This is a genomic window from Jutongia hominis, from assembly GCF_014384965.1.
Classification (GTDB): domain Bacteria; phylum Bacillota; class Clostridia; order Lachnospirales; family Lachnospiraceae; genus Butyribacter; species Butyribacter hominis.
Map to the genome: position 1 here is coordinate 211,352 of NZ_JACRSW010000032.1, position 26,663 is coordinate 238,014.

The 26,663-nt window shown below is 39.2% G+C and carries 16 protein-coding genes; 1 reads left to right on the forward strand and 15 read right to left on the reverse strand.

The genetic code is table 11. The features are described 5' to 3' along the window. Positions 1 to 17 precede the first annotated feature (17 nt). From thiE to H8700_RS09875, 5 genes are all read right to left on the reverse strand, one after another. Positions 18 to 644, reverse strand: coding sequence for a thiamine phosphate synthase (thiE, locus tag H8700_RS09855; protein WP_249305472.1), 627 nt, complete (start codon positions 642 to 644; stop codon positions 18 to 20). Positions 645 to 729: 85 nt separating this feature from the next. Then, positions 730 to 1,548: a hydroxyethylthiazole kinase gene (thiM, locus tag H8700_RS09860; RefSeq protein ID WP_249305474.1), complete on the reverse strand. Its 819-nt coding sequence runs from the start codon at positions 1,546 to 1,548 to the stop codon at positions 730 to 732. 79 nt (positions 1,549 to 1,627) lie between these two features. Then, a complete protein-coding gene (locus tag H8700_RS09865) occupies positions 1,628 to 4,564 on the reverse strand; it encodes an EAL domain-containing protein (RefSeq protein ID WP_249305476.1) in 2,937 nt (978 codons plus the stop codon). A gap of 138 nt (positions 4,565 to 4,702) precedes the next feature. Further along, the gene (locus H8700_RS09870) at positions 4,703 to 5,662 is read right to left on the reverse strand and encodes an L-lactate dehydrogenase (protein WP_249305478.1); all 960 of its coding nucleotides are present in this window, start codon (positions 5,660 to 5,662) and stop codon (positions 4,703 to 4,705) included. Positions 5,663 to 5,984: 322 nt separating this feature from the next. Beyond that, positions 5,985 to 6,764 carry a class I SAM-dependent methyltransferase gene (locus H8700_RS09875; protein ID WP_249305512.1) on the reverse strand — a complete coding sequence of 260 codons (780 nt, stop codon included), beginning with the start codon at positions 6,762 to 6,764 and terminating at the stop codon, positions 5,985 to 5,987. A 415-nt stretch (positions 6,765 to 7,179) separates the two neighbouring features. Between H8700_RS09875 and H8700_RS09880 the strand changes: the two genes are divergently transcribed. Then, positions 7,180 to 8,685 carry a glycoside hydrolase family 43 protein gene (locus H8700_RS09880; RefSeq protein WP_249305480.1) on the forward strand — a complete coding sequence of 502 codons (1,506 nt, stop codon included), beginning with the start codon at positions 7,180 to 7,182 and terminating at the stop codon, positions 8,683 to 8,685. Positions 8,686 to 8,808: 123 nt separating this feature from the next. On the opposite strand, the gene H8700_RS09885 is transcribed toward H8700_RS09880, so the two are convergent. The 10 genes from H8700_RS09885 to H8700_RS09930 form a co-directional block, all read right to left on the reverse strand. Continuing rightward, complete coding sequence (locus tag H8700_RS09885) at positions 8,809 to 10,524, reverse strand: methyl-accepting chemotaxis protein (RefSeq protein WP_249305482.1); 1,716 nt, start codon at positions 10,522 to 10,524, stop codon at positions 8,809 to 8,811. Positions 10,525 to 10,791: 267 nt separating this feature from the next. Continuing rightward, positions 10,792 to 11,721, reverse strand: coding sequence for a translation elongation factor Ts (gene tsf / locus H8700_RS09890; protein ID WP_022141144.1), 930 nt, complete (start codon positions 11,719 to 11,721; stop codon positions 10,792 to 10,794). Positions 11,722 to 11,757: 36 nt separating this feature from the next. After that, on the reverse strand, positions 11,758 to 12,474 hold the full coding sequence (gene rpsB, locus H8700_RS09895) for a 30S ribosomal protein S2 (protein WP_022141143.1): 717 nt from the start codon (positions 12,472 to 12,474) through the stop codon (positions 11,758 to 11,760). 174 nt (positions 12,475 to 12,648) lie between these two features. Continuing rightward, on the reverse strand, positions 12,649 to 16,086 hold the full coding sequence (locus H8700_RS09900; RefSeq protein WP_249305485.1) for a leucine-rich repeat protein: 3,438 nt from the start codon (positions 16,084 to 16,086) through the stop codon (positions 12,649 to 12,651). A 122-nt stretch (positions 16,087 to 16,208) separates the two neighbouring features. Next, on the reverse strand, positions 16,209 to 17,036 hold the full coding sequence (locus H8700_RS09905) for an AraC family transcriptional regulator (RefSeq protein WP_249305487.1): 828 nt from the start codon (positions 17,034 to 17,036) through the stop codon (positions 16,209 to 16,211). 30 nt (positions 17,037 to 17,066) lie between these two features. After that, on the reverse strand, positions 17,067 to 20,063 hold the full coding sequence (locus tag H8700_RS09910) for a toll/interleukin-1 receptor domain-containing protein (RefSeq protein ID WP_249305489.1): 2,997 nt from the start codon (positions 20,061 to 20,063) through the stop codon (positions 17,067 to 17,069). Positions 20,064 to 20,137: 74 nt separating this feature from the next. After that, complete coding sequence (locus tag H8700_RS09915) at positions 20,138 to 21,718, reverse strand: DHH family phosphoesterase (protein ID WP_249305491.1); 1,581 nt, start codon at positions 21,716 to 21,718, stop codon at positions 20,138 to 20,140. 196 nt (positions 21,719 to 21,914) lie between these two features. Continuing rightward, a complete protein-coding gene (locus H8700_RS09920) occupies positions 21,915 to 22,697 on the reverse strand; it encodes an N-acetylmuramoyl-L-alanine amidase (protein ID WP_249305493.1) in 783 nt (260 codons plus the stop codon). 181 nt (positions 22,698 to 22,878) lie between these two features. Beyond that, positions 22,879 to 23,226 (reverse strand): 50S ribosomal protein L19, encoded by a 348-nt coding sequence (rplS, locus tag H8700_RS09925; protein ID WP_022142115.1) that lies wholly within the window; start codon positions 23,224 to 23,226, stop codon positions 22,879 to 22,881. 215 nt (positions 23,227 to 23,441) lie between these two features. Beyond that, a complete protein-coding gene (locus tag H8700_RS09930) occupies positions 23,442 to 26,651 on the reverse strand; it encodes a DEAD/DEAH box helicase (RefSeq protein WP_022142114.1) in 3,210 nt (1,069 codons plus the stop codon). Positions 26,652 to 26,663 lie beyond the last annotated feature (12 nt).

A 26,663-nucleotide genomic window follows, 5' to 3' on the forward strand; every position in this document is an offset into this window, starting at 1 on the left:
ATCCGTCCTCATTTCTTTTATAGTTTTTTTGTCTTACAAACCAGTTCTCTCGTCGCTTTTTTAATGTCCTTTTGCCCAAAGATAGCACTGATCACGGCAACACCATCAATGCCGCTTCCATAAAGCTTATCTATATTATCCTGGGAAATGCCTCCGATCGCAACAACCGGAATCGAAACAGCATGACAAATAGCTTTTAATGTTTCAAGCGAAAGAACCGATACATCATCCTTCGACGAAGTTGGAAAGACCGCTCCGACGCCAAGATAATCGGCTCCTTTTTTCTGTGCTGTAAGTGCTTCCTCTACCGTATGGGCAGAAACACCAATGATCTTATCTTTTCCAAGCTTTGCTCGCACATCACCGGCTTCCATGTCACTTTGACCGACATGAACACCATCTGCATTTATCTTTAATGCAATATCTACATTATCGTTGATTACAAAAGGAACATGATGCTTCTTACAAAGCTTCTGAATCTCAATTGCTTCTTTTAAAAAACTTTCTTCATCCAGTTTTTTTTCTCTAAGCTGGATAAAAGTAGCACCACCTTCTAATGCTTTTTCTACCTGACTGTATAATGTCTCACCATTGAGCCAGTGTCTGTCTGTCACTGCATAGACACGCATATCTGTTCGTTTCATCTGTTTTTCCTCTTTTCTTCTATGATGTACTCACAAAATTTTTTGTCCAGAAGCTTCCGAAAGTACATTATGTTATCATTTTTCCTTAAAACTTCTCTATCTTACTTCCCTTTTCTAACTGTTCATCTGTCATATGATAGACAGCATCAATAATGTGGTTCCGGTAAGAACCATTTCCTTCATATTCCTTTAAATGTGAATAGGCAATCTCTCCAGCCAGTCCCATAGTACAGACAGCTGCTACTGCAGCTTCTAAAATCTGATCGGGATTTGCTGTAATAAAGGCTGTCATTAATCCTGATAACTGGCATCCTGTACCGGTCACTTTTCCCATCATTGGATGCCCATTTCGGATTGCATAGCATGTCGTACTGTCGGCAACCAGATCAATCGCTCCTGTGATTGCTGCAACACAATGATGTTCTTTGGCAAAGCTTTTTGCAAAGGCGACCGATTCCGAAAGATTGTGCTTGGTCACTGTATCTAAACAATCAGCATCAACCCCCTTTGTCGTTCCCTGCTTTTTCGATATCGTCTTAATCTCGGAAATATTTCCTCTGACTACATCAAATGGAATTTCCTCTAAAAGTGATAATGCAGTCTTGGTCCGTAATGTACTTGCTCCTGCACCAACCGGATCAAGTAATACCGTATGTCCAAGTTCTTTTGCTTTCTTTCCCGCAAGTTTCATCGAATGGATCGTTCTGGCATTCAATGTACCAATGTTGATATTAAGTCCGTTACAGATCGAAGTGATTTCTTCTGCTTCCCTTTCGTCATCTGCCATGATCGGACTTGCTCCACATGCTAAAATGATATTTGCTACATCATTGACTGTCACATAATTTGTAATATTATGAATCAATGGCACCTTTTTTCTGACATTCTGAATGATCGTATTCATATAAAAATCCCTCTTTTACGTTGAAAAAGAGAATCCGTGTTCCAAATCGTTGTCTGGCGATCCTCTTTTTCTATACGCATTACTTTCTGTTTTTATTTCTCCGGTATTCCTGCTGCATATCACGGAATCTGCTATTATATTCCAAGACATTTCGAACTCTTCTTCGAACGACCTCCGGTACAAATGGTTTTGTCACATAATCATTGACTCCAAGCTCTAACATATCAACCTGGCAATTTTCACTGTCTTCAGCCGAAATAATGATCACAGGTATATCTGCATATTGTTTGATCTTGTTCTTGCATCGTAAAAATTCCGCACCATCCATGACCGGCATATACATATCTAACAATATGATAGAAATATTTGTTCCATTCTCTTCGAGTACATCCAATGCCTCTAATCCATTTGATGCTTCCACGACTTCAAATTCATCCTTAAAAAGTTCTGCTACAACCGCACGACTGATTTCTAAATCATCGACTACAAGCATCTTAGAAAGTGCCGTACCGGCTGTTGCTGAAATTGCTTTAAAACGCTGTACTTCTCTTTCTAACTGTTTTTCCTGAGTTACATCATGAAAGAATGCAAGAATTGCATATCCGTTATCTCCTTTTGTAATATATTGTACTTTCAAATGATACCAGAGACTTTTCCCCTGATCATCTAACTGCAGATAATCGCATTCTGCTCCTGCTTTATTCATAACGCATTCTTCAAATGACTGATAGATCTGCTTGATATAATACTCCGGGATCAAATGATTATTCTTTGCTAAATAATCCTGTGAAGTATCTCCAATACTAAAACGGTCCGAAAACTGTTTGTTAGCTTGCAGAAGCGTAATCGTATCCTCTTTGTATTCAAAAATTGCTGCTGCCTGCATGATCACATGAAAGACTCTCTTCATTTCAGGATTAGTCATCCAGATCTTATCTAACAATATATTATCATCACTTTGTTTTCCATCTACATGATGACGAATTTCCATATTCTTTAAGATTGCTTCGTATTCACGCCACGGCATCGGTCTTGCATAATAAAATCCCTGTGCATATTCGCAGCCGATTCCCTCCAAGAAATCACGCTGTTCTTTGGTTTCAACACCTTCTACGATTACAACAAGATTTAACCATGCTGCCATCCTTACGACAGAAGCCAGTATTCGTTCGCTCTTACCATCCCCGTCGCCGTTTCCAAGGAACTTCATATCTACTTTTAAGACATCCACCGGAATATCTTTTAATGTATTCAAAGAAGAATACCCGCTTCCAAAGTCGTCCATCAGAATTACAAAACCAATCTCCTGCAGTTCCTGTACTTTCTGTATCATCATATCCGGCTCATCCATAAAAGCACTCTCTGTCAGTTCTAACTGTAAAAAACGTGCCGGCAGGTCATATTTATCCAATAAACTTTTTAGCATAAAAACCAGATTTGGATTATACATATTTGCTCTTGATACATTGACAGAAACCGGATCAGGCTCTAAACCCTCATCGATCCAATTACGAAGCAGTTTACATGTATGATCCCACATATAATAATCTAATCTGCCGATAAAACCGTTGCTTTCAAAGACAGGGATAAATTTTCCGGGTGAAATCATACCTTTTTCAGGATGAATCCAACGAACCAAAGCTTCTGCTCCGTAACATTCTTCTGTATGAATGATCGTCTTAGGCTGTAAATAAACTTCAAACTCCTCGTTATCTAAAGCTTTCTGTGCATCATTCATAATCTCCTGTTCAATCACAAGCTGTTTGGTCATGCTTTCATTATAATATCCGATATATGCCATAAACTTATGTTTACATTGTTCAGCAGCCATAGAGGAACGGTCATACATACTCTCGATCGGAATTTTTCTGTCTTCGATCAGATACACCCCAATTGATGGTTCAATGTAATAAGCTGTATTGTAATCCCGGAGATCCTCTACAATACCGTGCTGAAGTTCTTCTATAAATTCCTCTTTATATTCAATACAGACGCCAAAAATATCTGACTCGATACGTCCGAACGCTGACTTTCCAAACTTAGAAACTTTGTCATGAATTTTATTTGCAAAATATACCAAAAGTGTATCTCCTTCTTCTTCACCAAAGAAAGAGTTATACAGACGGAAACGATCCAAATCCACACGGATAAATGCATATTCCTTATCCGGATTGCTGTCTAAGAGCCATCTTGTCACTTCAAAGAATTTATTACGATTATAAAGACCGGTCAGACGATCATGCTCAGCAAGATATTTTTCATACTCTTGTGTATCAACCTTACTTCGTCCAATAATATTATGAAGACGCAACAGCAAGGTGTCTTTGTTGATCGGTTTGGAAATAAAATCCCATGCACCAAGTTCCAGGCACTTCTTTTCGCTGGTATAATCACGTTCTCCTGTTGTAACCAATATCGGAATGTTAGCAAATCGGCTGTCCTTCGCCATATACTCTAACACAGCAAAACCATCCATCTTTGGCATAATCAGATCTAAAATAATCGCTGAAATTTTTGCATAATTCTCGTTGAGAATTTTCAGACACTTTTCTCCGTCCGATGCTTCTAACACGTCATAATCTTTTTGTAACAAACGAGCAATCATGCTTCGATTGATCTCCTGATCTTCTACTACCAAAATCGTCTTATGTTTCTTGACATCGTCTTTGTTTTCTGTCTTCGCGATCATCTCCATAACATATACAGCACTATGTCCATCGGCATCTGTTACACTGATTGGCTTAGAAAGCACCTGGTAAATACCGTCTTGCATGTTTTCTGTCTTTGCAACAGTCTGACCTTCATGATAGGCACGGATACTGCTGCAATTACTGCATTTTACATCTGCGTTCAAATACGAAAAACAAGATGTATCTTCCTTTAAAGTTCCCTCCGGCGTAATCCGTATCTCTCTTGATTTTACCGGATCCACTAATCGTACTTTCTCAAAGATCGTCCCGGATGTTTCCATCACTTTCCGGACTTCTTTCCATATCATTCGGGGTATATTTTCCATATCAGCCACCTCAATTTTTTGCCTTATCTATTGTATCATTCTTTTTGTTTTCATTATACATCAAAACACTAAAAATAAGGAGACCTTTTTTCGGAATGTGTATACTTTTTTTCGGAACATATACTTTTTTATTATTTCTTAAAATTCTATTCCCTGTATTACTTTTTTTAATGTTTCGGCTGATTCTTTCAGTCGTTCAATCTCCTGATCATCCAATGAGATCGGAACTTGCATCTCCACACCATCTTTTCCAACGATCGCCGGCATACTAAGTACCACATCATGAATCCCATAAGCACCATCCATATAAGAAGATACCGGTAAAATAGACTTTTCATCTCTTAAAATCGCTTCACATATTCTTTTGACTGCCATAGCAATTCCATAATAAGTTGCATGCTTCTTTTCAATGATCTCATAAGCACTGTTCTTGACTTTTTCGGCAATTTCTCTGGTTGATTTTTCATGGTGGTAAAAGCCACGCAACTCACAGAACTCATTAACCGGAATACCGGATACATTTGCACTGCTGAAAGCTGCGATCTCGCTGTCACCATGTTCTCCAATGATAAATGCATGGATACTTCTGCTGTCAACACTTAAATGTTTTCCGAGTTCGTGTTTTAATCGCGATGTATCAAGAACCGTTCCCGAACCGATCACACGGTTTTTCGGGAAGCCGCTTATTTTTAATGCTGTATAGGTCAGAATATCAACAGGATTAGATACTACAAGTATCGTTCCATGGCAGTTCCTTGATGCAATCTCCGGTATGATTGATTTATAAATATTCACATTCTTTTTAACAAGATCCAGTCTCGTTTCGCCTGGTTTCTGGTTTGCACCTGCTGTAATAATAATGATTGCGGCATCTACAATATCATCATAATTTCCTCCATAAATATTGATCGGTCTTGCTAATGGTACACCATGACTGATATCCAATGCCTCTCCCTGTGCTTTATCCATGTCTGCATCGATCAATACCATTTCTGAAAAAAGTCCGCTTTGCATCAACGCGAAAGCAGATGCAGATCCCACAAAACCGCAGCCGATCACTGCAACCTTTCTTAAATTTGCTTTTCCTATATCTTGCATTCTTATCTCCTTTCTGACGTACAGTTGTACCACTTTCTGCTGATAAGACCGGTTAAAAATGGCTAATAAGATCGTTTCTGTGCGCATCACCATTTTTTTAGGAAAGGGTACACTTTTTTATATTTTTCTTTCCTGCTCCATTATAATATACAATTCTAAAAAAAATATCCGTAACATATGCTACAGATATTTTTTCTCATTTATATCTTTCTTCTATCTTATTTTTATTCATCCTCAAAATATTATCTGTATTCTCTGCGTCTTAAATGCCTGATTATTTTGTCAGATCATTTCTTTCTGCTTTAAGCGCCTGATTATTTTGTCAGACTGATTCTTTCCTTAAAATATCAAGTGTATGTGCACTTGCTCCAAGCAATTCCGGTCTTTCACAAATTGCCAGATGATAGTCAATGAAAAGCTGATAAGTTTCTTCGTCCATCGCATTCAATACCGGACGGATATAATTGGCTGCTCCGTCTGCTGCAACGATCTGTTCTCTTTGTAATCCGGCCGCATCTTGCAATGCATTTATATCTTCTATACGGACATAGGAATACAGATCTTCTTTCGTCGTCTGGCAATGAAAATCTTTTGACAATTTTCCATCCTTTACACTCTGCTTTGCAAAATTTTCTTTGAAAGCATGCGTAATCACGCTAAATTCGTTCATACAATAAGCAACCGCGATCACACCACCTTTTTTTGCAACCCTTTTAGCTTCCAAAAGAACTTTTAACTTGTCTTCAAATGTATACAAATGATACATAGGACCAAATACCAATACCAGATCAAAAGATTCATTTGCAAAGCGTGACAGCTTCATCGCGTTTCCCTGATATGCTTTAACAGAACTCTTCTTTGCTTTTAAGATGCCAAGATTATATTTTACAAGTTCGACTGCCGTCACGTCATATCCTTCCTCGGCTAAAGCAACACTATACCGTCCGGTTCCTGCTCCCACATCCAGAATAGCCGGTTTTTCCATCTGCTCTAAATATTTATGGATATATTTCATAGAAGTCACATATTCCACATTACCATGCCGCCTTGTCAGGCGCTTTTCTTCATTGAATTTATTATAATATTTTTCTAATTCGGTCATTTCTCTGCTCAATATTCTAATACCATCCTTTTGATCATTTTTATCACAATCTGTATTCTACACATAAGTGCATGGATTGTAAAGCAGGCACTTATCTGTTTTTCTATCAGCTAAGTACGACGATTATTACGCAGATGCTTGTCCGTTTCATTCTATCAGCTAAGTACGACGATCATTACGCAGATGCTTGTCCGTTTTTCCTATCATCATGTCCGTTTTGTTCAAATACTTTTTATTTCTTTTCTCTTATAATGAATACAAGTCATACAAAGTATTACAATACAAATATAAAATTCCGTTATTGTATTTAGAGTATACTCCTCTGAATGTGATAACAGAATAAATGTGTTGCTAATACATCGTATGTTGGGAACAAATACAAAGATAGAACAAATTTCGCAGGGAGGGCAATCAGATGAAATATAATAACCCGATCGTAAAAGGATTTTATCCGGATCCAAGTGTCTGCTTTGCAAACGGAAAATATTATATGGTATGCAGCAGTTTTCAGTATTTTCCGGGCGTACCGCTTTTTGAAAGCAACGATCTTGTGAACTGGACACAGATTGGTCATGTATTAACCAGAAAGAACCAGATCATGTTAGAAAAAGTCAACAGTAGTGGTGGTGTCTTTGCACCTACGATTCGTTTTCATAACGGTCGTTTCTATATGGTAACCACAAATGACACAACACACCAGCATTTCTATGTATATACGGACGATATTCACAAAGAATGGTCTGATCCGATCTATGTCGATCAGAACGGAATCGATCCATCTCTTTATTTTGAAGGAGATAAAACATATTTTATGAGCAATGGTTCAGATGATACCGGCAAGCCGGGCGTGATCCAGTGTGAGATTGATATCGAAACCGGCAAAAAACTTTCACCAAGCACCTGTATCTGGCAAGGTTCCGGTGGACGCTACTTAGAAAGTCCTCATCTTTATAAGATCGGTGACTGGTATTATCTGATGGCAGCAGAGGGCGGCACAGAATATGGTCATATGGTTACTTATGCACGAAGCAGTTCTGTATGGGGACCTTTCGAAAATTACAAATCCAATCCTGTTTTGACCAACCGTAACAAAGCACCTTATATCATTCAAGGTATTGGTCATGGCGATCTGATCCGGGATACAAACGGTGACTGGCATATTCTCTGCCTCGGTTTTCGTCAGATCCACATCTGGCATACCTTCCACAACCTTGGACGTGAGGTTTTCTTAATTCCTGTGAGCTTTGATCAAGATGGATGGTTTACTGCCGGTAACGATGGAACTGCCGAAGAAACATATGAACTCAAAGGCGATTTTGAGCAGATCACAAAGGATACTTATACCTTTGAAAATACGAACTGGAATCTTGACTGGTGCTTTTTAAGACATCCTCATCTTGAAAATTATACTTTAGAAGATAACAAAGCAATTCTTCGTGGAACATCTGTTACGATCGATGAAGCGGATTCTCCTACTTTCCTTGCGATCCGTCAAAGAGATTTCAAAGGAAATCTTCGCTGTCATCTTTCTATTGATACTGGCGAGGCAGGAATCACAATATATATGTCAGAATTAGAACATTACGACATTGCGATCCGCAAAAATAAAGAACAGTATGAATGTGTCTTAAAATTAAATGTCGGTACGATCAAACACGAAGAAAAAGTAGTTCCTCTTGCTAATCCGGAAGCTGATCTTTGTATTCGTCTTGATAATGAAGAATATACCTTCTCAGTCAAAGAACAAGGTAAAGAAACGATTCTCGGAAAAGGAATGACACGTTATCTTTCCAGCGAAGTATCCGGTGGATTTACCGGTGTTCTCTTTGGTATGTATGCGATCGGTGAGCAAAACACAGCAACATTTACCGATTTCAACTGCCATTACGAAGAGAATGAACCAATTACTGTTTTTGCATAAATATCCGGACAATAACCCTTTCTTCCGGGCAAAAACAGTTGCTACTATCTGTAAGAAATAAAAATACAGCCTTTGTCTATACCGGACAAGGGCTGTATTTTTTCATTATTATATTATTGAATGCTACAGCTGTACTCTTTTTACATCATTTTCTAAATGGTACGCAATATCTTTTAATCCTGATGCATTATCCGAAATATCAGTTACAACTGTATTAACCTGAGTGATCGATGCAGATGTTTCCTGGCTGCTTGCCGCATTCTCTTCTGCAATTGCAGAAAGATTCTGTACCACATCAATGATCTTTTCGCGTGACTGATTCAAAAGCTCTGTCTTTTCTGTAATTGTGTTAACACTATCCATAGCATGATCTACACCCGTATTTACCTGACGGAACATCGAATCTGTCTTCTCCATCTTTTCACTTTGTTCATTCATAATATCACGAACCTGCGCGATTGTTTCAACAGATTTTGTAGAGTCCGAAATCAAAGCATTCGTTATCTCATCAATTTGGCTTGCAGATTCATTTGACTGCTCTGCTAATTTCTGAATCTGTGAAGCTACAACAGCAAAGCCTTTTCCCTGCTCTCCGGCACGGGCAGCCTCAATCGATGCATTCAATGAAAGCAGGTTGGTTTCTTCTGCAATCGATGCGATCAAAACAGTAGCTTCTTTGATCTTCTGAACGGATTCATTTGTAATATTAGTCTGTGTATACACCTCTTCTATCGACTGTTTCGTGCGATCATTAATCTCATTTAATTCTTTTAAGATCTGCATTGCCTGGTCACTTGAATCTTTCATCTGCTGTGCATTGCCATTTAAGCGTTCCGCTTCCGCATTCGTATCTTCGATCATGTTCCCCATTGCAATAACATTTTCTGTTGCATTTTGTGTTTCCTGCGCCTGACTGGTTGCACCGGTTGCAATATCGCCTACTGCACGATCTACCTGTTCTACCATCTTTTGTGTCTCATCAGAATCACCATCTAAGTTTGCTGAAGTTTTAAAAAGCTGAACGCTCTGCTTTTGAATTCCTTCTAACAGATCGACTAATTCTTCACGCAAAAGTGCAACGGAACGTGTCATTACACCGGTTTCATCTTTACGTTTCTTCATCTTTTCTGTATTTTCATTTTCAGAGAAATCAAGATCTGCCATCTTTTGTACAATCTGTGATACACGAATAATCGGACGTAATGCAATTTCTGTAATAACAGCACCGATCGCACTGACGATCACTACGACAACAATTAATGCAAATACGGCTAACTTCATCATATTGTTAACCGGTTGTAACACTTCGCTTTCGTCCGCACTGATCACAACAATCTTTGACTGATCCTTACTGATATTATAGGCCGCATATTTATTGACACCATTAAAATCATATGTAACTACTTTATTTTCCGGTTTCTGTCCATTCTTTAACTCACTGACGACACCTTTGATCACAGCATTCTCTACGGATTTTCCAATCTTTTCTGCTGTCGGATGATATAACATTGTTCCATCGGAAGAAACAATATATGCGTAGCTGGATGAAATTCCCTCTACACCAACATTCTGAAAATGTTCTTTTAATGCAGCATCATCTGTCGACGTCATAATATCTAAAATGGAGCAGCTGCTCTGTGCAATATCGTACATATAATTTTTTGTCTCATTTTTAATCTGTCTTTCCGAAAACGGAACCATAATCAATAACAAAGTAGCTGCTGTCACTGCTGTTGCAACGATCAGCATCAAAACCATCTTGAATTTTAAAGATGAAAAAATAGGAATTTTCTTATGTTCTCTCTTTTCGTTCTGTGAATTTGTGTTCTGTTCTTTCATAGCCATCCTCATTTCTATTGATTTTTACCAAAATAACGCGAAAGTTTCCAATTCAAAAAAATCCACGTCTGAATGCATTCATGCTTAAAATATTAAGCTATTTTCCACTTCAGTCATTCCTTATAATTCTACAACATTTTTTCGTCGTTTTCAACCAAAGCTCGAATAAAGTCACCTTCTTAGAACCAAAAATCCCTGATTCTCCATTCCGAAGTATCAGGGATTCTCTATCCGTTATTATATTATGCAATCTAATATGAAAGATTCTTATTTCATCTGAGCTGCTACTTCAGCTGCAAAATCTTCCTCTTTCTTCTCAAGACCGTCACCAGTCTCAAAACGAACAAAGTTTGTAACCTTTAATGCACAGCCTTCTGCCTTAGCAACAGACTCTACATACTTACCAACATTTTCTTTGTTCTCAGCTTTTACATATTCCTGCTCAAGTAAGCAAACTTCCTTTAATTCTTTGTTAAGACGACCTGTGATCATCTTCTCAATGATATTGTCAGGCTTATTTGCATTCTTAGGATCGTTCTTAGCCTGTGCAAGTAAGATCTCTTTCTCATGCTCTTTGTAATCAGCATCTACATCATCAGATGATACATACTTAGGATTCAAAGCTGCAACCTGCATAGCAACATTCTTTAAGCATTCTTTTACTGCATCGCTTGAAGAATCTGTCTGTGCTTCTACGATAACACCGATCTTACCGCCTGCATGGATATAAGAAACCAATAAACCATCTGTTGTAACCTTTTCGAAACGACGGATGTTCATGTTCTCACCGATCACAGCGATCATAGCTTTTAACTTCTCATCAACTGTTACGCTTGTATCCGCTTTCCAAGGCTCTGCTAAAAATGCATCTAAATCTGCTGCTGATGTCTCTAATGCCTGTGCTGCTACTTCTGCAACATAAGACTGGAACTTCTCGTTCTTAGCAACAAAGTCTGTCTCAGAGTTTACTTCTACGATAGAAGCTGACTTTCCGTCCTCTGCTACATTTACGGCTACCATACCTTCTGCTGCAATACGACCAGACTTCTTAGCTGCTTTTGCAAGACCGTTTTCTCTTAACCATTCCACTGCCTTGTCCATATCACCGTCTGTCTCGCCAAGTGCCTTTTTACAATCCATCATACCGGCACCGGAAATTTCTCTTAATTCTTTTACCTGACTAGCTGTAATTGCCATCTTTACATTCCTCCGTTATTTTTTTGTCAACACTGATTATGCGTCAGCTTCCTCAGTTTCTTCCATAGATTCACCCTGATTTGCTTCGATAACAGCGTCAGCCATTGTAGATACAATAAGCTTAACGGCTCTGATAGCATCATCATTACCAGGGATAACATAATCAAGTTCTTCCGGATCACAGTTTGTATCTGCAATACCGATAAGCGGAATACCTAATGTATGTGCTTCCTGAATACAGATTCTTTCTTTCTTAGGATCAACAACAAAGATAGCATCAGGAATCTGCTTCATTTCCTTAATACCACCAAGGTTCTTCTCAAGCTTATCCCACTCTTTTTTGAGGTTGATAACTTCCTTCTTAGGAAGAACATCAAATGTACCATCTTCTGACATCTCTTCGATGGCTTTTAATCTCTTAATACGAGTCTGGATTGTCTTGAAGTTTGTGAGCATACCACCTAACCATCTCTCATTTACATAGAACATGCCACAACGCTCTGCTTCTGCCTTGATAGAATCCTGAGCCTGCTTCTTTGTACCAACAAAAAGAATGTTACCACCCTTAGCAACGATATCTTTTACAGCGTTGTATGCTGTATCTACCATTCCTACAGACTTCTGTAAGTCGATAATGTAGATACCATTACGCTCTGTGTAGATGTACTCAGCCATTTTAGGGTTCCATCTTCTTGTCTGATGTCCGAAATGAACACCTGCTTCCAGTAACTGTTTCATTGAAATAACACTCATGTCTTTACCTCCAAATTGGTTTTTGCTGCTTCCGTATACTTCCAAACGCTTGACCCCGTGGGCACCAAGAGCGCAATCCGCATACGTGCTTATTATTTGTTTCCTGTGTCTTATACGCATAAAACACACCATATCACTATATCATACTTTTTTTTACTTTGCAAGAGCTAACTTTTATTTCCATTTCATCTTCGTTTGAAAACCGGTCTTTTTTGTAAAAATCTTCTGATATGCTTTTTTGCTCTTCTTTGGGCAGGTCAGAACTGCCTTTTTAGCTATGCCTTTGATCGCATTTTTTCCAACCTTTTTTAATTTTGTTGTCTGAAACGTAATCTTTTGTAAAGAGGAGTCTTTAGAAAATGCTTCTTTGCCGATCTGTGTTACATTTTTACCGATCACAACTTTTTTCAGTTTTTTACAATTGCTAAATGCTTTTGGTGCAATTTCCGTCACGGTAAATGACTGCTTACCACTCTTTGTTGACACGACAACCACAGCCGGTATCGTAACTTTCTTTACTTTTTTGCTGATCGCCTTTTTACATTTTACCGTCTTTTTCTTTGCATTTGTCACCTCAAAAACCATACCGTTTATTTTCCAGTTTGTTCCCTTTTTGATTGTTTCCGTAGTCGGTTTTTGTGTTGGTGAAGTGCCTGCTGTCGGCTGTGGTATCTGTGTCGGCTGCGGTGTCGGTATCATCGTTGGCTCCTGTGTCGGTGTGACTGTTGGCTGTGGTGTCTGAACCGGTTCGGTTGGGAGTTCTTCTTCCGGAAGATTTGTCTCTGTTCCTTCTTTTGGCAAAACATCAACTTCCGATCCGGTATAGATATCACCAAGGATAGCGATCGCATCGACTACTAAAGTTCCTTCTGCTACTTCTACCGTAAATGTATGTTTTCCATTTTCTAAACCGTTCACCTGATAGGTCGTGCACATATTACTTGCACGCTTGATCGATGCATCCGTCTGATACTCCTTGCCATCGATCGTTACATTCAGTTTTGCTTTTCCTCCGGCATTCTCACCAAGGATTTCAAAACCTGTTCCGTCAAATGTATAACTTAATGTTGCTCCGGCTTCCGTATTTTTAGATATACTTCTCTGGTATACATACATTCCCTGGTTTGCACAGGTAATGGACCATTTATCATTATATTCTAACTTCTGATTCTTCTGCTCTGTCAGATCATATGTTTCCATATTATCAATATATTCCGAATAATATGGTGCAAAACCATTGATCTTTGTAACTGCAAGATTGTCAAAACGGGTATAGGTGCTGCTGCATCCTAATGCAACTCTTCCTGAAGTGATCGGTGTATCGTCTTCATACGAACCGACTTCCACATTATTGATATAAGCTTTGATCAGATTTCCTTCTCCACGAAGTTTGATCTGGAACCATGTTCCCGGTGTAATCTGTGCTTCATCCACCGTGCCGCTAGCTAATGCCTGCGGCTCTTTTCCGTCTGTTGTAACGGTTTTACGATATAATGCCCATTCACCATTATCTTTGATTTTCAAAGAATATCCGCTGCTGTCTGTAATCTTATGAGAAGAACCGGTCTGACGGATACCTACTTGTGCATACTGCCCCTGTGCCGCACGTTCAAACAAAACATCAACGGCTGCTGTATAATTCGTCCATCGGAAATCTCCAATCGTAGTCACCGGATCTCCGGCATTCCATGCACTTCCTACTCCGGTTGAAGTCTGATCAGACTGCTGTCGTAACACATGATTGCCATTTCTGCTCTGATATACTTCAAAAGCTCCATTTAGCGTATGTGTATAACGTGCCATGGCGCCTTTTTGACCACCTCTTGCTGTGATATAATCCTGTGTCTCTCCGGTAAAGCCACCTTTACCATCTAATACCGGTACCGTCTTTCCTTTATATTCAAAATCATCTGCATAAAGATAAGCATCTTCAGTATTTTGAACATCCCCTGTCCGGTCGGTATCAAGAACCGTACGTTTTCCTTCTACCGGCAGCTTTTGTGTATGTTCTGCACTGTCTGCAACTTCTAAAGAAGTAACCGTAACCGTAGAATATGGTTGTACCGCGAAATGATACACGCCCTGCTCATCGGCTGTCAACGACTGTGTGCATTTCATATAATTTTCATTAAATGCACCTTCATCGGCTGCTCTTGTCTCCCAGACTTCTAACTTCTGGTCTGCCTTCAGATTCATATTTGTAGTCTTTAAGGTATATGTCATTGGATATTCACTATCATTGACTACTACTGTAGAAAAATTATCTTTTGTTGGTGCAGCAAGTGTCACATAATTTTCGCCACCATTGCGTCCGTCCACTGCATTGCTTGAGCTTGATTGTATTGCACTCGCTTTTGATGCCGAAGGAACACCTCTCCAGATTCCGGCTGTGTTATCGTCATTTTCCCAGCCGGTCACCGCAAATTTACTGATATGAGCAAGTACAAGTAATCCTGCATCATAATGCATCCATCCTGACCATGGATCTCTTGCGCTGACCAATTCTTTAAATGAAAATTGTGCTCCTTCATAAAAAGAACCGACAACAGGCTGATAGATCACATGACTCCGGCGGGATTCCACAAAACTTTTGATCACGGTATTTCCCATCTCTAAAGCACTGCCTGCTCCACCGAGCCCGGTTCCTGTCACGGTAGGATCCTGATTATTATTAGCCGGACGAAATGCTGAATTCGAAAAGGTTGCCTGTTCTTCACTGTTCCAGACCTCTTTATCCTGCTCCTGGGCAAGCCATGTCATTCCACCGTTATTATCATCTGCTGTCTTATAGTGGTAACCAACCACGTCCACGGCATTCATGAAATCTGCATCAGCTTTTAATTTTCTTGTTACACTGTCACTGACTACATTTGCTTCATCCGATACGATCAGTTTGATCTTATGATACAGTTTTAATGCTTCTGCATCCGGAATCGTTGATGCATCTTCTGCTGCGATCCAGCTTGCAAAACTCTTTGTATTTGCAACATCGGTTCTTAAATTCCATTTTTCATTGACATTCGGGTTGATATAATCCACCATAAAACCGTATTTTTCATAAGCTGCCAGAATGCTCTGTTTATACCAGTAATATTTTTCTTCTGTCGTTGTCACCCATGTCGGTGTATTCCAGCTTAAAATACTGACCTTTACTTTCGGATTGATCTTTTTGGCATCTGCTGCGATCTGCCAGCCCGGATTGCGCATAACATTCGCACTTTCTCCTTTTGTACGCATTGTTGCACTTTCCGGTCCGGTTGAGTTATTACGGTCATTTCCCATCTCCAGTTTAACATGGGTAAAGATCGGATATTCTCCACCAAATAAATATTGCATCAGCTCTGCATATTTTACAGGGTTTTGTGTTTTGTAATCCAATAAAAGATCACTTGTCGAATTACCGCTTAACATGCCAAAGCCTTTGTATGTCAGACCATTGACATTATCTGCCTTGATATCATTTCCATCCAGTACAATGCTGCCTGTCTTTGTCTCCACATCTGTCCCTCGCTTTAACGTCGTCTTTGCCATTGCGGTCATCCCACTCCCCGTAAAGAGCATCGAAAACACAAGCAGACATGTACCTACTCTTTTCCCAATTATTTTACGCATATTCTTCTCCTTTATATATACTGTATTTGCAAGTTTCATTGCTGTATACAGTATATGCTTTGGCAGAAAAATGCACAAGATAAAATAATTGTCCTATCCCAGTAATATGAACCCGCCTTATATCACAGATCACATTCTCTCTTCCGACAGTCAGTCGGTGTCATGCCTTCATACTTTTTAAAGACCATACCAAAATAAGTCGGATTATCATATCCGGCCAGCTTTGCGATCTCTTCAATTGATTTAGATGTCGACAATAGCAATTCCTTTGCCTGAGTAACCCGTTTTCTTGAGATATATTCCATTGGCCGCATCTTCATTTGTGCTTTAAATACCCGGCAAAAATGCTGCTTGCTGACATTACTGATATCCGCTAACTGTTCTAAGGTGATCTCATCAGTGTAATGTTTCTCGATATATTGAAGTGGCTTGAATAAGATCCCTTTTGTTGTCATTTTTCCATATTTCTCGTTTGTCCGAAAGGCATTACGGATATGCATAATATATTCATATAATAAGATTGAGCACCGATCGTCGCCATCCCATGGGTCTTTCGCAGCTGAATATAATCGTTGAAATGTCTTTTTGATTTCTTCGTTCACGATATTATTTGCAAATGCAAAATCAGCAAATCCCATTTCCTTCATCATTTCGTTCAGATGATTACCACGAAATACTACCCAGCAGGTCATCCATTCATCTTCCCTGACCGGATAATATTCATGGGCAATGCCCGGAGCCAGATAAAAAAGACTTCCTTCTTTTTGCAAATAACGCTTCCCATTGACAAGCAGTTGACCAGATCCGCTTTGTGTATATAGGAATTGATGGGATATCAATCCTTTCTCCCGTTTGATATGATATTCCGGATCCGCCACTCCGATCCCGGATAAATAGACCGGAAGGCTTTTTTGTTTTCCAAGGACCGGATAGAAGCAGTTTTTTTTCATAAAATTCCTCACCTCATATTTGCAGCCCTATTACTCTGTAAACAAATGATACTTTTCTTTCTGCTCTTTTGTAAGCTTCATACCTTTAACAAATTCATTTCCTTTCTGTAACAGTTCCTTTTCAGAATATAATGGTGTTTTATATAATGTATGATCTCCGTCAAATGTGATCACGCTGCCATCTTCTGCCATTGCCACAAAATTCGGAATACTTGCAACAATCTCTTCCGGATGCTTTTTGTTATACAGATATGCCATGTTACTTCCGCTGGATTTACCATTTGCATCGGATTCTCCGCTTTGATACCATACAACAAAATACGGAATCTTTTTATTCGTATATACTCCATATACTCCGGTGCTGATATCGGATATATCCAGAACTTTTTTCCCTGATCGTGCATCATAAACGGCATTATAATCATTCAGAAAATAAGTTCCATCATCAAAAAAAATCGTACACGCAAATGTTCCTGCTTTTCCCTGACTGATGATTTTTCCCTTTTCTAACGAATAGACATACCATTTGCCTGCATCCACGCTGCGATAACATAGCAGCTTTTGCTTTTCATTTGAAGTATAGATCACGGCATCTTTTAAGATCACGTCTTTTTTCCCTTTTTTCCGAATTGCTATTTTCTTATCATTTCCAAAGATCGTATAGTCTCCAACTTGCAATCCACGGTCATAGGCATCCGGAATCGCTGTTTTCTTTTTGACTTTTCCTGTCGCCGCATCATAGGTCACTAACTCATTTTTTTGTGCAATCGTGATCAGAGAACGATCATCATTATAGAAATAATACGAATCTTCATCATAAGAAAATACTTTTTTCATCGTTTTTGCATTAAAATGAGCATTTGCTCCATAGGCGTAATCCTGAATGCTGATATATTTGTCATTTTCCGCAGAAACGGAAAGATTATTAAAGGACTCATAATCCATATCCTTTAATGTTGTACTGCCAATCATCTCAAGTGTATCCGCACGGAATGTCTTTACGGTATCCTGCATTCCATTTTTAAAATCCAGCAGGATTGTCTTTCCATTTGATGAAGCAGTATACCACTTTTCAGGACGTTGTGTGGTATTTGTTATAATCTCTTTTGTTGTCACGTCTTTTCTTGTCTTCTTTTTATTGCTGTATAAACGAATATTCTTCCCCCAAAAATCCGCACTACAGGCATAATCTTCATTTAACGCCATTGCATAGAAATTTTCTTCATTTCCGGCAGACTGGTTGATCAACAGATGTTTTTTGCTGTTATAAAAATAACTCTGTCCGTTTTTGAGTGTAACCATTAAATAATTGCCCTGTGCTTTCACAGAAGTCACATCGGAAGAATATGTATTTTTCCAAATCACTTTTCCGGTCTTGTTGCTGACTTCACAAACGTCTTTATCGACATAGAAAAAGCAGGTTTCATTGCCTGACATGGCAATCGTTCCAATGCTGCTTCGTTCGGAATCTACGAGATAATCATCTGCATTTTCATTCAGATCATAAACAACGATGTGGCTCTTTCCCATCTGTGTATCCTGCCGCACAAAACATAGACTGTGATCATTGATAAATGAGATCTGACTGCAGCTTTCGCTTTTATCTACAAAAAGCGTGCCGCCATTCGACGTGTCAGCAAGTAAGATTCCGACACCGTCTTTAGCATCCTGTGACAGAACCGCAATGCTGCTGTCAGGGCTGATACAATATAGTGCATATTTTTTCTGTGCGGATAAAGCTGTCTGTGCCTGTAATCTGCCATCTGTAGCATAAGAATATAACGTTGCCGTATCATCATCATAAACAGAAATCACATCATTTTGCTCACTCAATACCATCTGACAGCCTTTCTGCCCGGTAAAAAGCTCTTTACCGCTCTTTAGATCCATGGCACAAAGTCCGTCTTTTCCGAGATAATAAAATATCTTTTCATCATTTGTAAGACAAGCCATATGTGAAGAGGTATGTATCGCTGTTTTACTGATGTCATCCAGATTGACACACTGTACCAGCTTACGGTTATCAATCCGGTAAATATAGGCTTTTCCATTCAACATATTATTAGCTGCTGCCTGATAACGTTCAATGACCAGATACGTTCCTTTCTTACTGATCGTCACTTTCGTATGATAGGCTTCTGTATTAAAATCATACACCTTGTCCGGCTGATAGCCGCTGCTGAAATCATAGACTCCCAGAGCCGATGACAAAGACCGCATTACACTTGGCACAAAAGGCCTGTCCGGTTCTTCAAGATTCTTAGGCAGTGCTTTCAGTGCCAGAAGTGCTGCGGTTGCCCTGTCTCCATTAAGATAGGCGGTATTTGAGTATTCCGACAGATAGTAAGATTGTCCTTTTAATGTCTGCTGCATCGAATGATCCAGACTGTCATATGCAGTATTTAACTGTACATTCTTATAAGATACTACACTTGCAAAGACAGCAACACCGGCAAAAACAATACCGGCAAGAATTGCATTTCTCTTTCTTTGACGTTCTTTCTGGCGCTGCTTTAGATCATCGTAATCCATATCTAACATTTGTGAGATATAGCGAAGCTTTTCTTTTGTTACATTTTTTAGGATCTGCTTTTCCGTTTCGGCACGGACATCAACCGCCAACGGTTCAATCGCTACGATCTTACCGTCACGCTCGATATGCGTCAGGATTTCAGGAAAGCTTTCCTGGGGTTCTCCTTCGACTAAAACAACAATAATATGTTCTCTGTCGCGTGTTTCTAAGAAATATTCAATCTCTTCCATACACCAGACGGATTTCTGGTATCGTTTCGTACAGATCACGATCAGATATTCCGATTCATCAATTCCGGCACGTATGATTGCCGATAAATCGCTGGCTGCACGCAGATCATCTGCGTCACGAAAGACTTTACCAAGACTTTTTTTCCCAATACTCTTTGCAATCTTTGAAGGTATCTTATATCGTTCCAGATCGTGCTGTATCTGCATACCTACTTTTTCATCAATCCCACCATGGCGGTAGCTTATAAATGCTGCGTATTTCATCCTTCTTATCCTCTCTGTGTGCTACTGATCCCAACACATTTTATTGAAAATGTATCTTTCATGGTTTCTCATTTTCATTCTTCTACTTTTTCATAGGTTTTCTTAAAAATATCTCCGCGTACAATATAAATGTCATGCTCATCATCTTCCCGCATCACAATATAATCTCCTGCCAGACCGGTATAATATTTATGTTCATCCCAGGCTGTAAACACTTTCACATTCTTTTCTAATGGCTTGGCATAGATTTTTGTCGTGCCGGATGCTACACAGCTTCGCATATAATCCATTAACCGGTATATCTCCCCATCAATATTATTTCGAATCGTAGGTGCGTATTCCATATCAAATTCTGCTACTTCATCGACATAACGATAGGTTCTTTCAAACTTCTCTTTGCGGATCGGATAAACCTCGCCTTCAATACCGATCATAAAATAAAGATCTTTAGATACGATCAGATCGACATCCCCTTCTAAAGTACGCACTAATATCGGTGTACCCATTTTCAGGAAGTCTTCTGCTCTCGTTACACCTACCGGAATTGCTTTCTTTAAATACGGCTGTAATTGTGCTTTATCTAATTGATATGTTTTTGCATAGATTACTTCATACGAATCGAAATAGTTACGGATCCTGTCACATAGGTAATCCTGCATCTGACAGTCAGGATATGTCTGCTCAAAGCTTTTCTTTGCAATAAAGCCTCCACCTTTTGTCAAATGACCTCCGCCATTTCCAATATCGGCACATAAAAATTGTGCCATTTCATTTGCTTTTGCCTCTTTGACACAGCTTCTGACCGAAAGCTTGTATCCACCCGGATTCGGATTAAATGCAACACAGGTGTTGATTTCTTCAACCTGAATCACAAAATCACTGACAATTCCAAGAATGTTAGGATCACATTGCTTGACCGGAATGACAGAAAAGCGATACTCTTCATCATAGATCCGCTTTGTCAGGGCTTCTCCCGCAATACTAAGCTCTTCTAACGAAAGATTCGTATTCATCAAATGAAATAACAGCTGATCATCTTTTTCTAATGTATCACGCATGTCCTTGTCTAAAGGATGAAAAATTTCTTCAAACTGGCTGGTATCCATATACAAACCATAATATAACGCTGTAGACAGATGGATATTCCTGCTGATATCAAATCCCACTTCCTGAAAAAGACTCCATACCACAGTAGAACAGCTGCCTAAGTTCGATTTGATACAATAATGATCTCCCTGCATCAGACCACATTGATGATGATCTACCATAGCTATTTCCGGTGCTTTCCACTTTGTTACATTGCCGGAACCATATTGGCAGTCTGCCATGATCAAAAGATCACAATCCGGTAATTCTGTCACATATTGTACCGGAATCTCTAATTCTTTGATCATCAATAACAAATTTGATTTTTGGATCTGATTTGCTCCACCATAGACGAAAGTAACTTCTTTTCCCTTTTCTTTAAAAAAACTCCACAACGCATAACCGGAGGCTAATGCATCCGCATCGGGGTTATCATGACATTGGATGCAGATTTTTTCATACTGGTCAAAGCGATCTAAAAAAGCCCTCTCACCGTTTTTTCTTCCATTATTCATTCCCATATTATTCTCCTCTGTAAATTCCATAACTACTCTTAAATGTTTTTTCATAGCAACCTCCCATTTAATGAAAGCAGCTCCATACTTTTTAAGGTATGAAGCTGACATTTATAATCTGTCATCAAAAAATATAATAACATATTTAGGAAAAGTTTGCCATGTAATAGAAAAGTCTCATTCTTTATAAAGATACTATTTTAAAAGCTGTTATCTTACATAAAAAATTCAAAAAAAGTGGCGTAAAAACTTACGAAGGCATCGCATTCTTAACAATAATCCGTACTTCGTAATCTCGCGCAAACAGTTCATCTCGTTTCTTTTTTGCTTCCATGCGATTCGTAAACCTTCCATGCCCAACACGATAACAGTTGTTCACAACTTCGATATAGCTTTCATATCCTTCTTCCTGTAAGGTTTTTGCTAAGTTCTGTGCATTCTTTTCGTGCATAAATACACCGAGTTCCAGACTATACGTTTCCACTTCACTGCTTTCTATGTTCGCTCCCTGTACCGTCTGTAAAATTCCATCTGCGATCGCCTGTGCCGTTTCCGGGAATTTCAGATCCAAAAGCCGGTTATCCTGCTCGGTATTGATAAATCCGACTTCTACTAACGCTGCCGGCATATTGGTTCCACGAAGCACTGCAAGGTTTGGCCGGACGGATGTGCCAAGATTGGCATATCCTACTTTTTCAAGCTCACGGTTGATATTTTGTGCAAACAATGCCGGAATACCTGCATCTGCATAAACAAGTGTCTGTACACCGGAATACGTGTTTGGCTGTGGGCTGGAATTTCTGTGTATGGATACAAAATACGACGTATCGCTCCGATTGGCTATATTCGCTTTTTCATTCGGACTTTGGTAGATGTCTGTTGTCCGTGTATATAAGACATCCACACCATTATTTTCTAAAATGTTTCCAATCGCAAGAACCAGATTCAGATTATCATCTTTTTCTTTTCTTCCTTCAAAACTGGCACCATTGTCATAACCACCATGCCCGGCATCTAACATTACTGTTGCCATATACTTCCCCTTATTAACACTCTTTTTGTCATTCTATGCCGGTTTGAATAAGAAGTTCCTATAACCATTCTGTCTTTTTAGTCTTTTCCATCTTTTACAAAAAGAAAAAATTCAAACCCAATGTAGCACAAAAAGAGCCGCTGCATATGCAACGGCTCCCAAAGCTGTAAAACAGATTCCATTATTTCACAATCTCTTTTACCTTAGCTGCTTTACCAACTCTGTCACGAAGATAGAATAATTTCGCACGTCTTGCTTTACCTCTGCGAACTACTTCAATCTTGTCAATGATTGGTGAATGTAATGGCCAAGTCTTTTCTACACCAACACCATTAGAAAGCTTTCTAACTGTAAATGTTTCTCTTGCTCCACCATTCTGTCTCTTTAATACTGTTCCTTCGTATACCTGAATACGCTCTCTTGAGCCTTCAATAACCTTTGCGTATACTTTTACAGTATCACCTACATTAAAATCAGCTACATCTGACTTTAACTGTGCATCTTCAATTGCCTTAATAATCTCGTTCATGTTGAACCTCCTTATCATTTTGACATTCTTAATACTTATGTGCTTTCGCAACCGTAACAGAGGAATATCTCTACTCACAACCATGCTATCATATCATATTCTTTTTGAGATTTCAAGCACTTTTTGGCATCAAATTCTCATTTTCCATATCATAGACTTTCAGATATCATTTTCACGAATGCATTCTGTGACTGCTTTTTCTACCGCCTGCCCTCTTACTCCTCTTCTTCAAAAAGATCAAACAATTCTTCTTTCGTCAACTGATTAATGAAAACCTCTCCGGTATCGATCACATGATTGGATAATTCCTTTTTCTTCTTTTGCAATTTGTAGATCTTTTCTTCGATCGAATTTTTCATCACATAGCGGATTACCTGTACTTTCCTGCGTTGGCCGATGCGGTAAGCACGGTCGGTTGCCTGTTCTTCTACTGCAGGATTCCACCACGGATCAAAATGGATCACGGTATCTGCACCGGTCAGGTTCAAGCCGGTTCCTCCGGCTTTTAACGAAACAAGAAACACTTTTACCCTTCCTTCGTTAAATTCTTTTACATATTTTTTGCGGTCGATCGCCTTTGTCGATCCGGCAAGATAAAAATAAGCAATGCCTGCATGCTCTAATTCTTTTGCTATGATCGAGAGCATCGAAGTGAATTGCGAAAAGATGATCACACTATGACCACCATCCAGAATATCAGGAAGCTGTTCCATCAGAAGATCTAACTTTCCGCTTCCGCTATGATAATTCTCTACAAATGTTCCCGGATGACAGCATATCTGACGCAATCTTGTTAAAGCCGCCAGAATCTGGATCCTTCCGGCTCCACTGCCAAAATCTTCATTCTCACGGATCTCTGACTGGATCCTTGATAAATATGACAGATAGATTTTTTCCTGCTTCTTTGTCATCTCAGCCATACGCATGGTCTCAATCTTATCCGGCAGCTCACGAAGAACCTGCTTTTTCATACGTCGTAAAATAAATGGTTTGATACGAAGTTTTAATTCCTGCATCACCCGTTCATCTTCGCCACGCATGATCGGCTTTTCGTACAGTTCACTAAACTTACTGTATCGCGGGAAAAATCCCGGCATGATAAAGTCAAAGATCGACCAGAGTTCCGATAACGCATTTTCAATCGGTGTACCGGTTAGTGCGAAACGATGTTTTGCCTTGATCGCTTTGACCGCCTTTGCACCGAGCGAGCTTGGATTTTTGATAAATTGTGCTTCATCAATAAAGATCGTATCAAAGACAATATCCTGATACGCTTCCATATCTTTTCGGATCAATGGATAGGTCGTGATCAAAACATCCACATCCTCGATATCATGTATCAGTTCCATTCGCTCCTGCGGGTTTCCACTGACAACTCTGGTGCGTATCGTCGGACTGAATTTTTCAAACTCTTCCTGCCAGTTATAGGCAAGAGAAGTCGGACATACAACCAATGTTTTCTCTCCCGGATTCGAACAGATATAAACGATCGCCTGTAAGGTTTTTCCAAGTCCCATATCATCTGCCAAGATACCACCCATATTATAATAAGCTAACGTCTTTAGCCATTGGTATCCTACTACCTGATATGGGCGAAGCACTGCATTTACCCCTTCAGGGATCTTCCAGTTTGTCTGTTCGGGTGAATGGATATCATTGACAAGCTTCCGATACGATTCTTCTTTTTCAATCTTGTGTGTTCTCGGTAAGAAATCATCAAGATATAGTGCCATTGTCTTTGGCATCTCAATACTGCCATCCTCAGCAACCGTTCCATTCTCAACGATCCAGGATAAGCTTTTCAAATGATTATTCTGCTCCTGTAAATCAATAAAAGCACCGCTTTTTAAACGATAATATCTCTTCTTTAATCGAAGTGCCTTAAAAAAATCAACTAACTCTTCTTTTGGAATCTGTGAATATTCAAGATCCATTTCCAGAAAATCAATCTCTGTATCCAGACGCACTTTACCGGACAGATAGCCAAACTTTTTAACGGAAGCGGATTTGTATGCTTTCGAATAAAAAACTTCAAAGTTTTCTGTCAAAAGATTCATCTTATCTGTCATCAAAAGAAAGATATCTTCTTCTTTTTTTAATAAAAAAGCATCATCTGTCACCTTAAAATTCAGGTTATACAATAAACGTGTCAGACGCTCTTCCTCTTCCTTATCACGCACTAAAATGTATTTCCCCGATGAAAAAGGATGCAACGGATCTACTTCATATTCCCCATAGACAAAATGAATTCTGGCACTGACATAGATTTTTGTCTTAGAACGCACTATGTCAAGATATAACTTTGGCACCAATGGCTCTACAATATAATTATTCTTTAATTCCAATGGTACGGTAAGTTGCATCGACTTCTTAATGACAGGCAGCACTTTCTCAATAAATCCGTTTTTATTTTCATTTCGAAACTCGATCGTTTTGGTTTCATTTGAAAAAAGAGCGGTGTAAAATGGTAAGATATTACAGATAAAGTCCTTTTGCGGAAGATATAAGCATTCTTCATAATACAAAATGCTTCCGTCTTCACATAACGATAATAACTTCTGTTCGTTGTTATTTTCTACAAAAAGGCTGTCTTTTTCCATACGAAGATTTAAGCCGATCTGCGGATTGCCTTCTACGATCTGTACATTTTCGATCTTCTTGCCATACAGATTCAGGTTACAGGTCATGCCTGCTGCCAGATGAAGCACTTTATAGAGCATATTACGTGACAGAACCATCTCCTGTCTGTTAAAAAGATTTGAATAATACGTCTTGCCAAGCGTTTCCTGTACTTCTAAAATTTCTGTCAGATAGTCAAGCACCGGGACAGACTGTTCATCAAAAGCACACTCTCCGGGCATAAAGCAGAACTCTTTTCCTAACGTAATCTTTTTCTTATGATAATAATCCGATACGAATTTCTTTGTGTTCGAAACCTTATACATCTTGCCGGAACCTGCATAAAGGCTCAGATAGGCTTTCGCATCCTGTTCTTTTAAAAAATCTGCAATATGGATCTGTAATGCAATATGAAAATATTGCGGTGAAAGATGACGATATTCTCTTTTACTAAAATATTCCACGATCTGATATGCCATCTTATCTTCTGCATTCAGATTTTCTTTTACTTCCTGTCTTTGCTGGTAATCTGTGATAAATAAAAGTGTTGCAACAACATGCTTGCATGCTCCGGTATATTTGACATGTGCCGGACAATTACAATTATAAACGATCTCTCCCTGGTCATCTGCCTGTATCGTTACAACATACTGGTTGCTGCCTTTGACAATGGCACGATACTGCTTATTACTTTCGCTCCATGTCACTTTGCTGACAGCATGTGCAGCATAATAACGCATCCCCCTGTAGTACACAGTTTCTGAAGATGCTAACTGACGTATGGTTTCACGCGTAATTTTCTGCATCGTATTTCACGC

Bases quoted from the DNA above. Each gene is read 5' to 3' on its own strand.
- rplS (WP_022142115.1), bottom strand. From the start codon at position 23,226: ATGAACGAGATTATTAAGGCAATTGAAGATGCACAGTTAAAGTCAGAT.
- H8700_RS09875 (WP_249305512.1), bottom strand. From the start codon at position 6,764: ATGACCGAATTAGAAAAATATTATAATAAATTCAATGAAGAAAAGCGC.
- H8700_RS09910 (WP_249305489.1), bottom strand. From the start codon at position 20,063: ATGAAATACGCAGCATTTATAAGCTACCGCCATGGTGGGATTGATGAA.
- H8700_RS09915 (WP_249305491.1), bottom strand. From the start codon at position 21,718: ATGAAAAAACATTTAAGAGTAGTTATGGAATTTACAGAGGAGAATAAT.
- H8700_RS09885 (WP_249305482.1), bottom strand. From the start codon at position 10,524: ATGAAAGAACAGAACACAAATTCACAGAACGAAAAGAGAGAACATAAG.
- H8700_RS09880 (WP_249305480.1), top strand. From the start codon at position 7,180: ATGAAATATAATAACCCGATCGTAAAAGGATTTTATCCGGATCCAAGT.
- thiM (WP_249305474.1), bottom strand. From the start codon at position 1,548: ATGAATACGATCATTCAGAATGTCAGAAAAAAGGTGCCATTGATTCAT.
- H8700_RS09930 (WP_022142114.1), bottom strand. From the start codon at position 26,651: ATGCAGAAAATTACGCGTGAAACCATACGTCAGTTAGCATCTTCAGAA.
- H8700_RS09905 (WP_249305487.1), bottom strand. From the start codon at position 17,036: ATGAAAAAAAACTGCTTCTATCCGGTCCTTGGAAAACAAAAAAGCCTT.
- rpsB (WP_022141143.1), bottom strand. From the start codon at position 12,474: ATGAGTGTTATTTCAATGAAACAGTTACTGGAAGCAGGTGTTCATTTC.
- H8700_RS09920 (WP_249305493.1), bottom strand. From the start codon at position 22,697: ATGGCAACAGTAATGTTAGATGCCGGGCATGGTGGTTATGACAATGGT.
- H8700_RS09870 (WP_249305478.1), bottom strand. From the start codon at position 5,662: ATGCAAGATATAGGAAAAGCAAATTTAAGAAAGGTTGCAGTGATCGGC.
- H8700_RS09900 (WP_249305485.1), bottom strand. From the start codon at position 16,086: ATGCGTAAAATAATTGGGAAAAGAGTAGGTACATGTCTGCTTGTGTTT.
- H8700_RS09865 (WP_249305476.1), bottom strand. From the start codon at position 4,564: ATGGAAAATATACCCCGAATGATATGGAAAGAAGTCCGGAAAGTGATG.
- tsf (WP_022141144.1), bottom strand. From the start codon at position 11,721: ATGGCAATTACAGCTAGTCAGGTAAAAGAATTAAGAGAAATTTCCGGT.
- thiE (WP_249305472.1), bottom strand. From the start codon at position 644: ATGAAACGAACAGATATGCGTGTCTATGCAGTGACAGACAGACACTGG.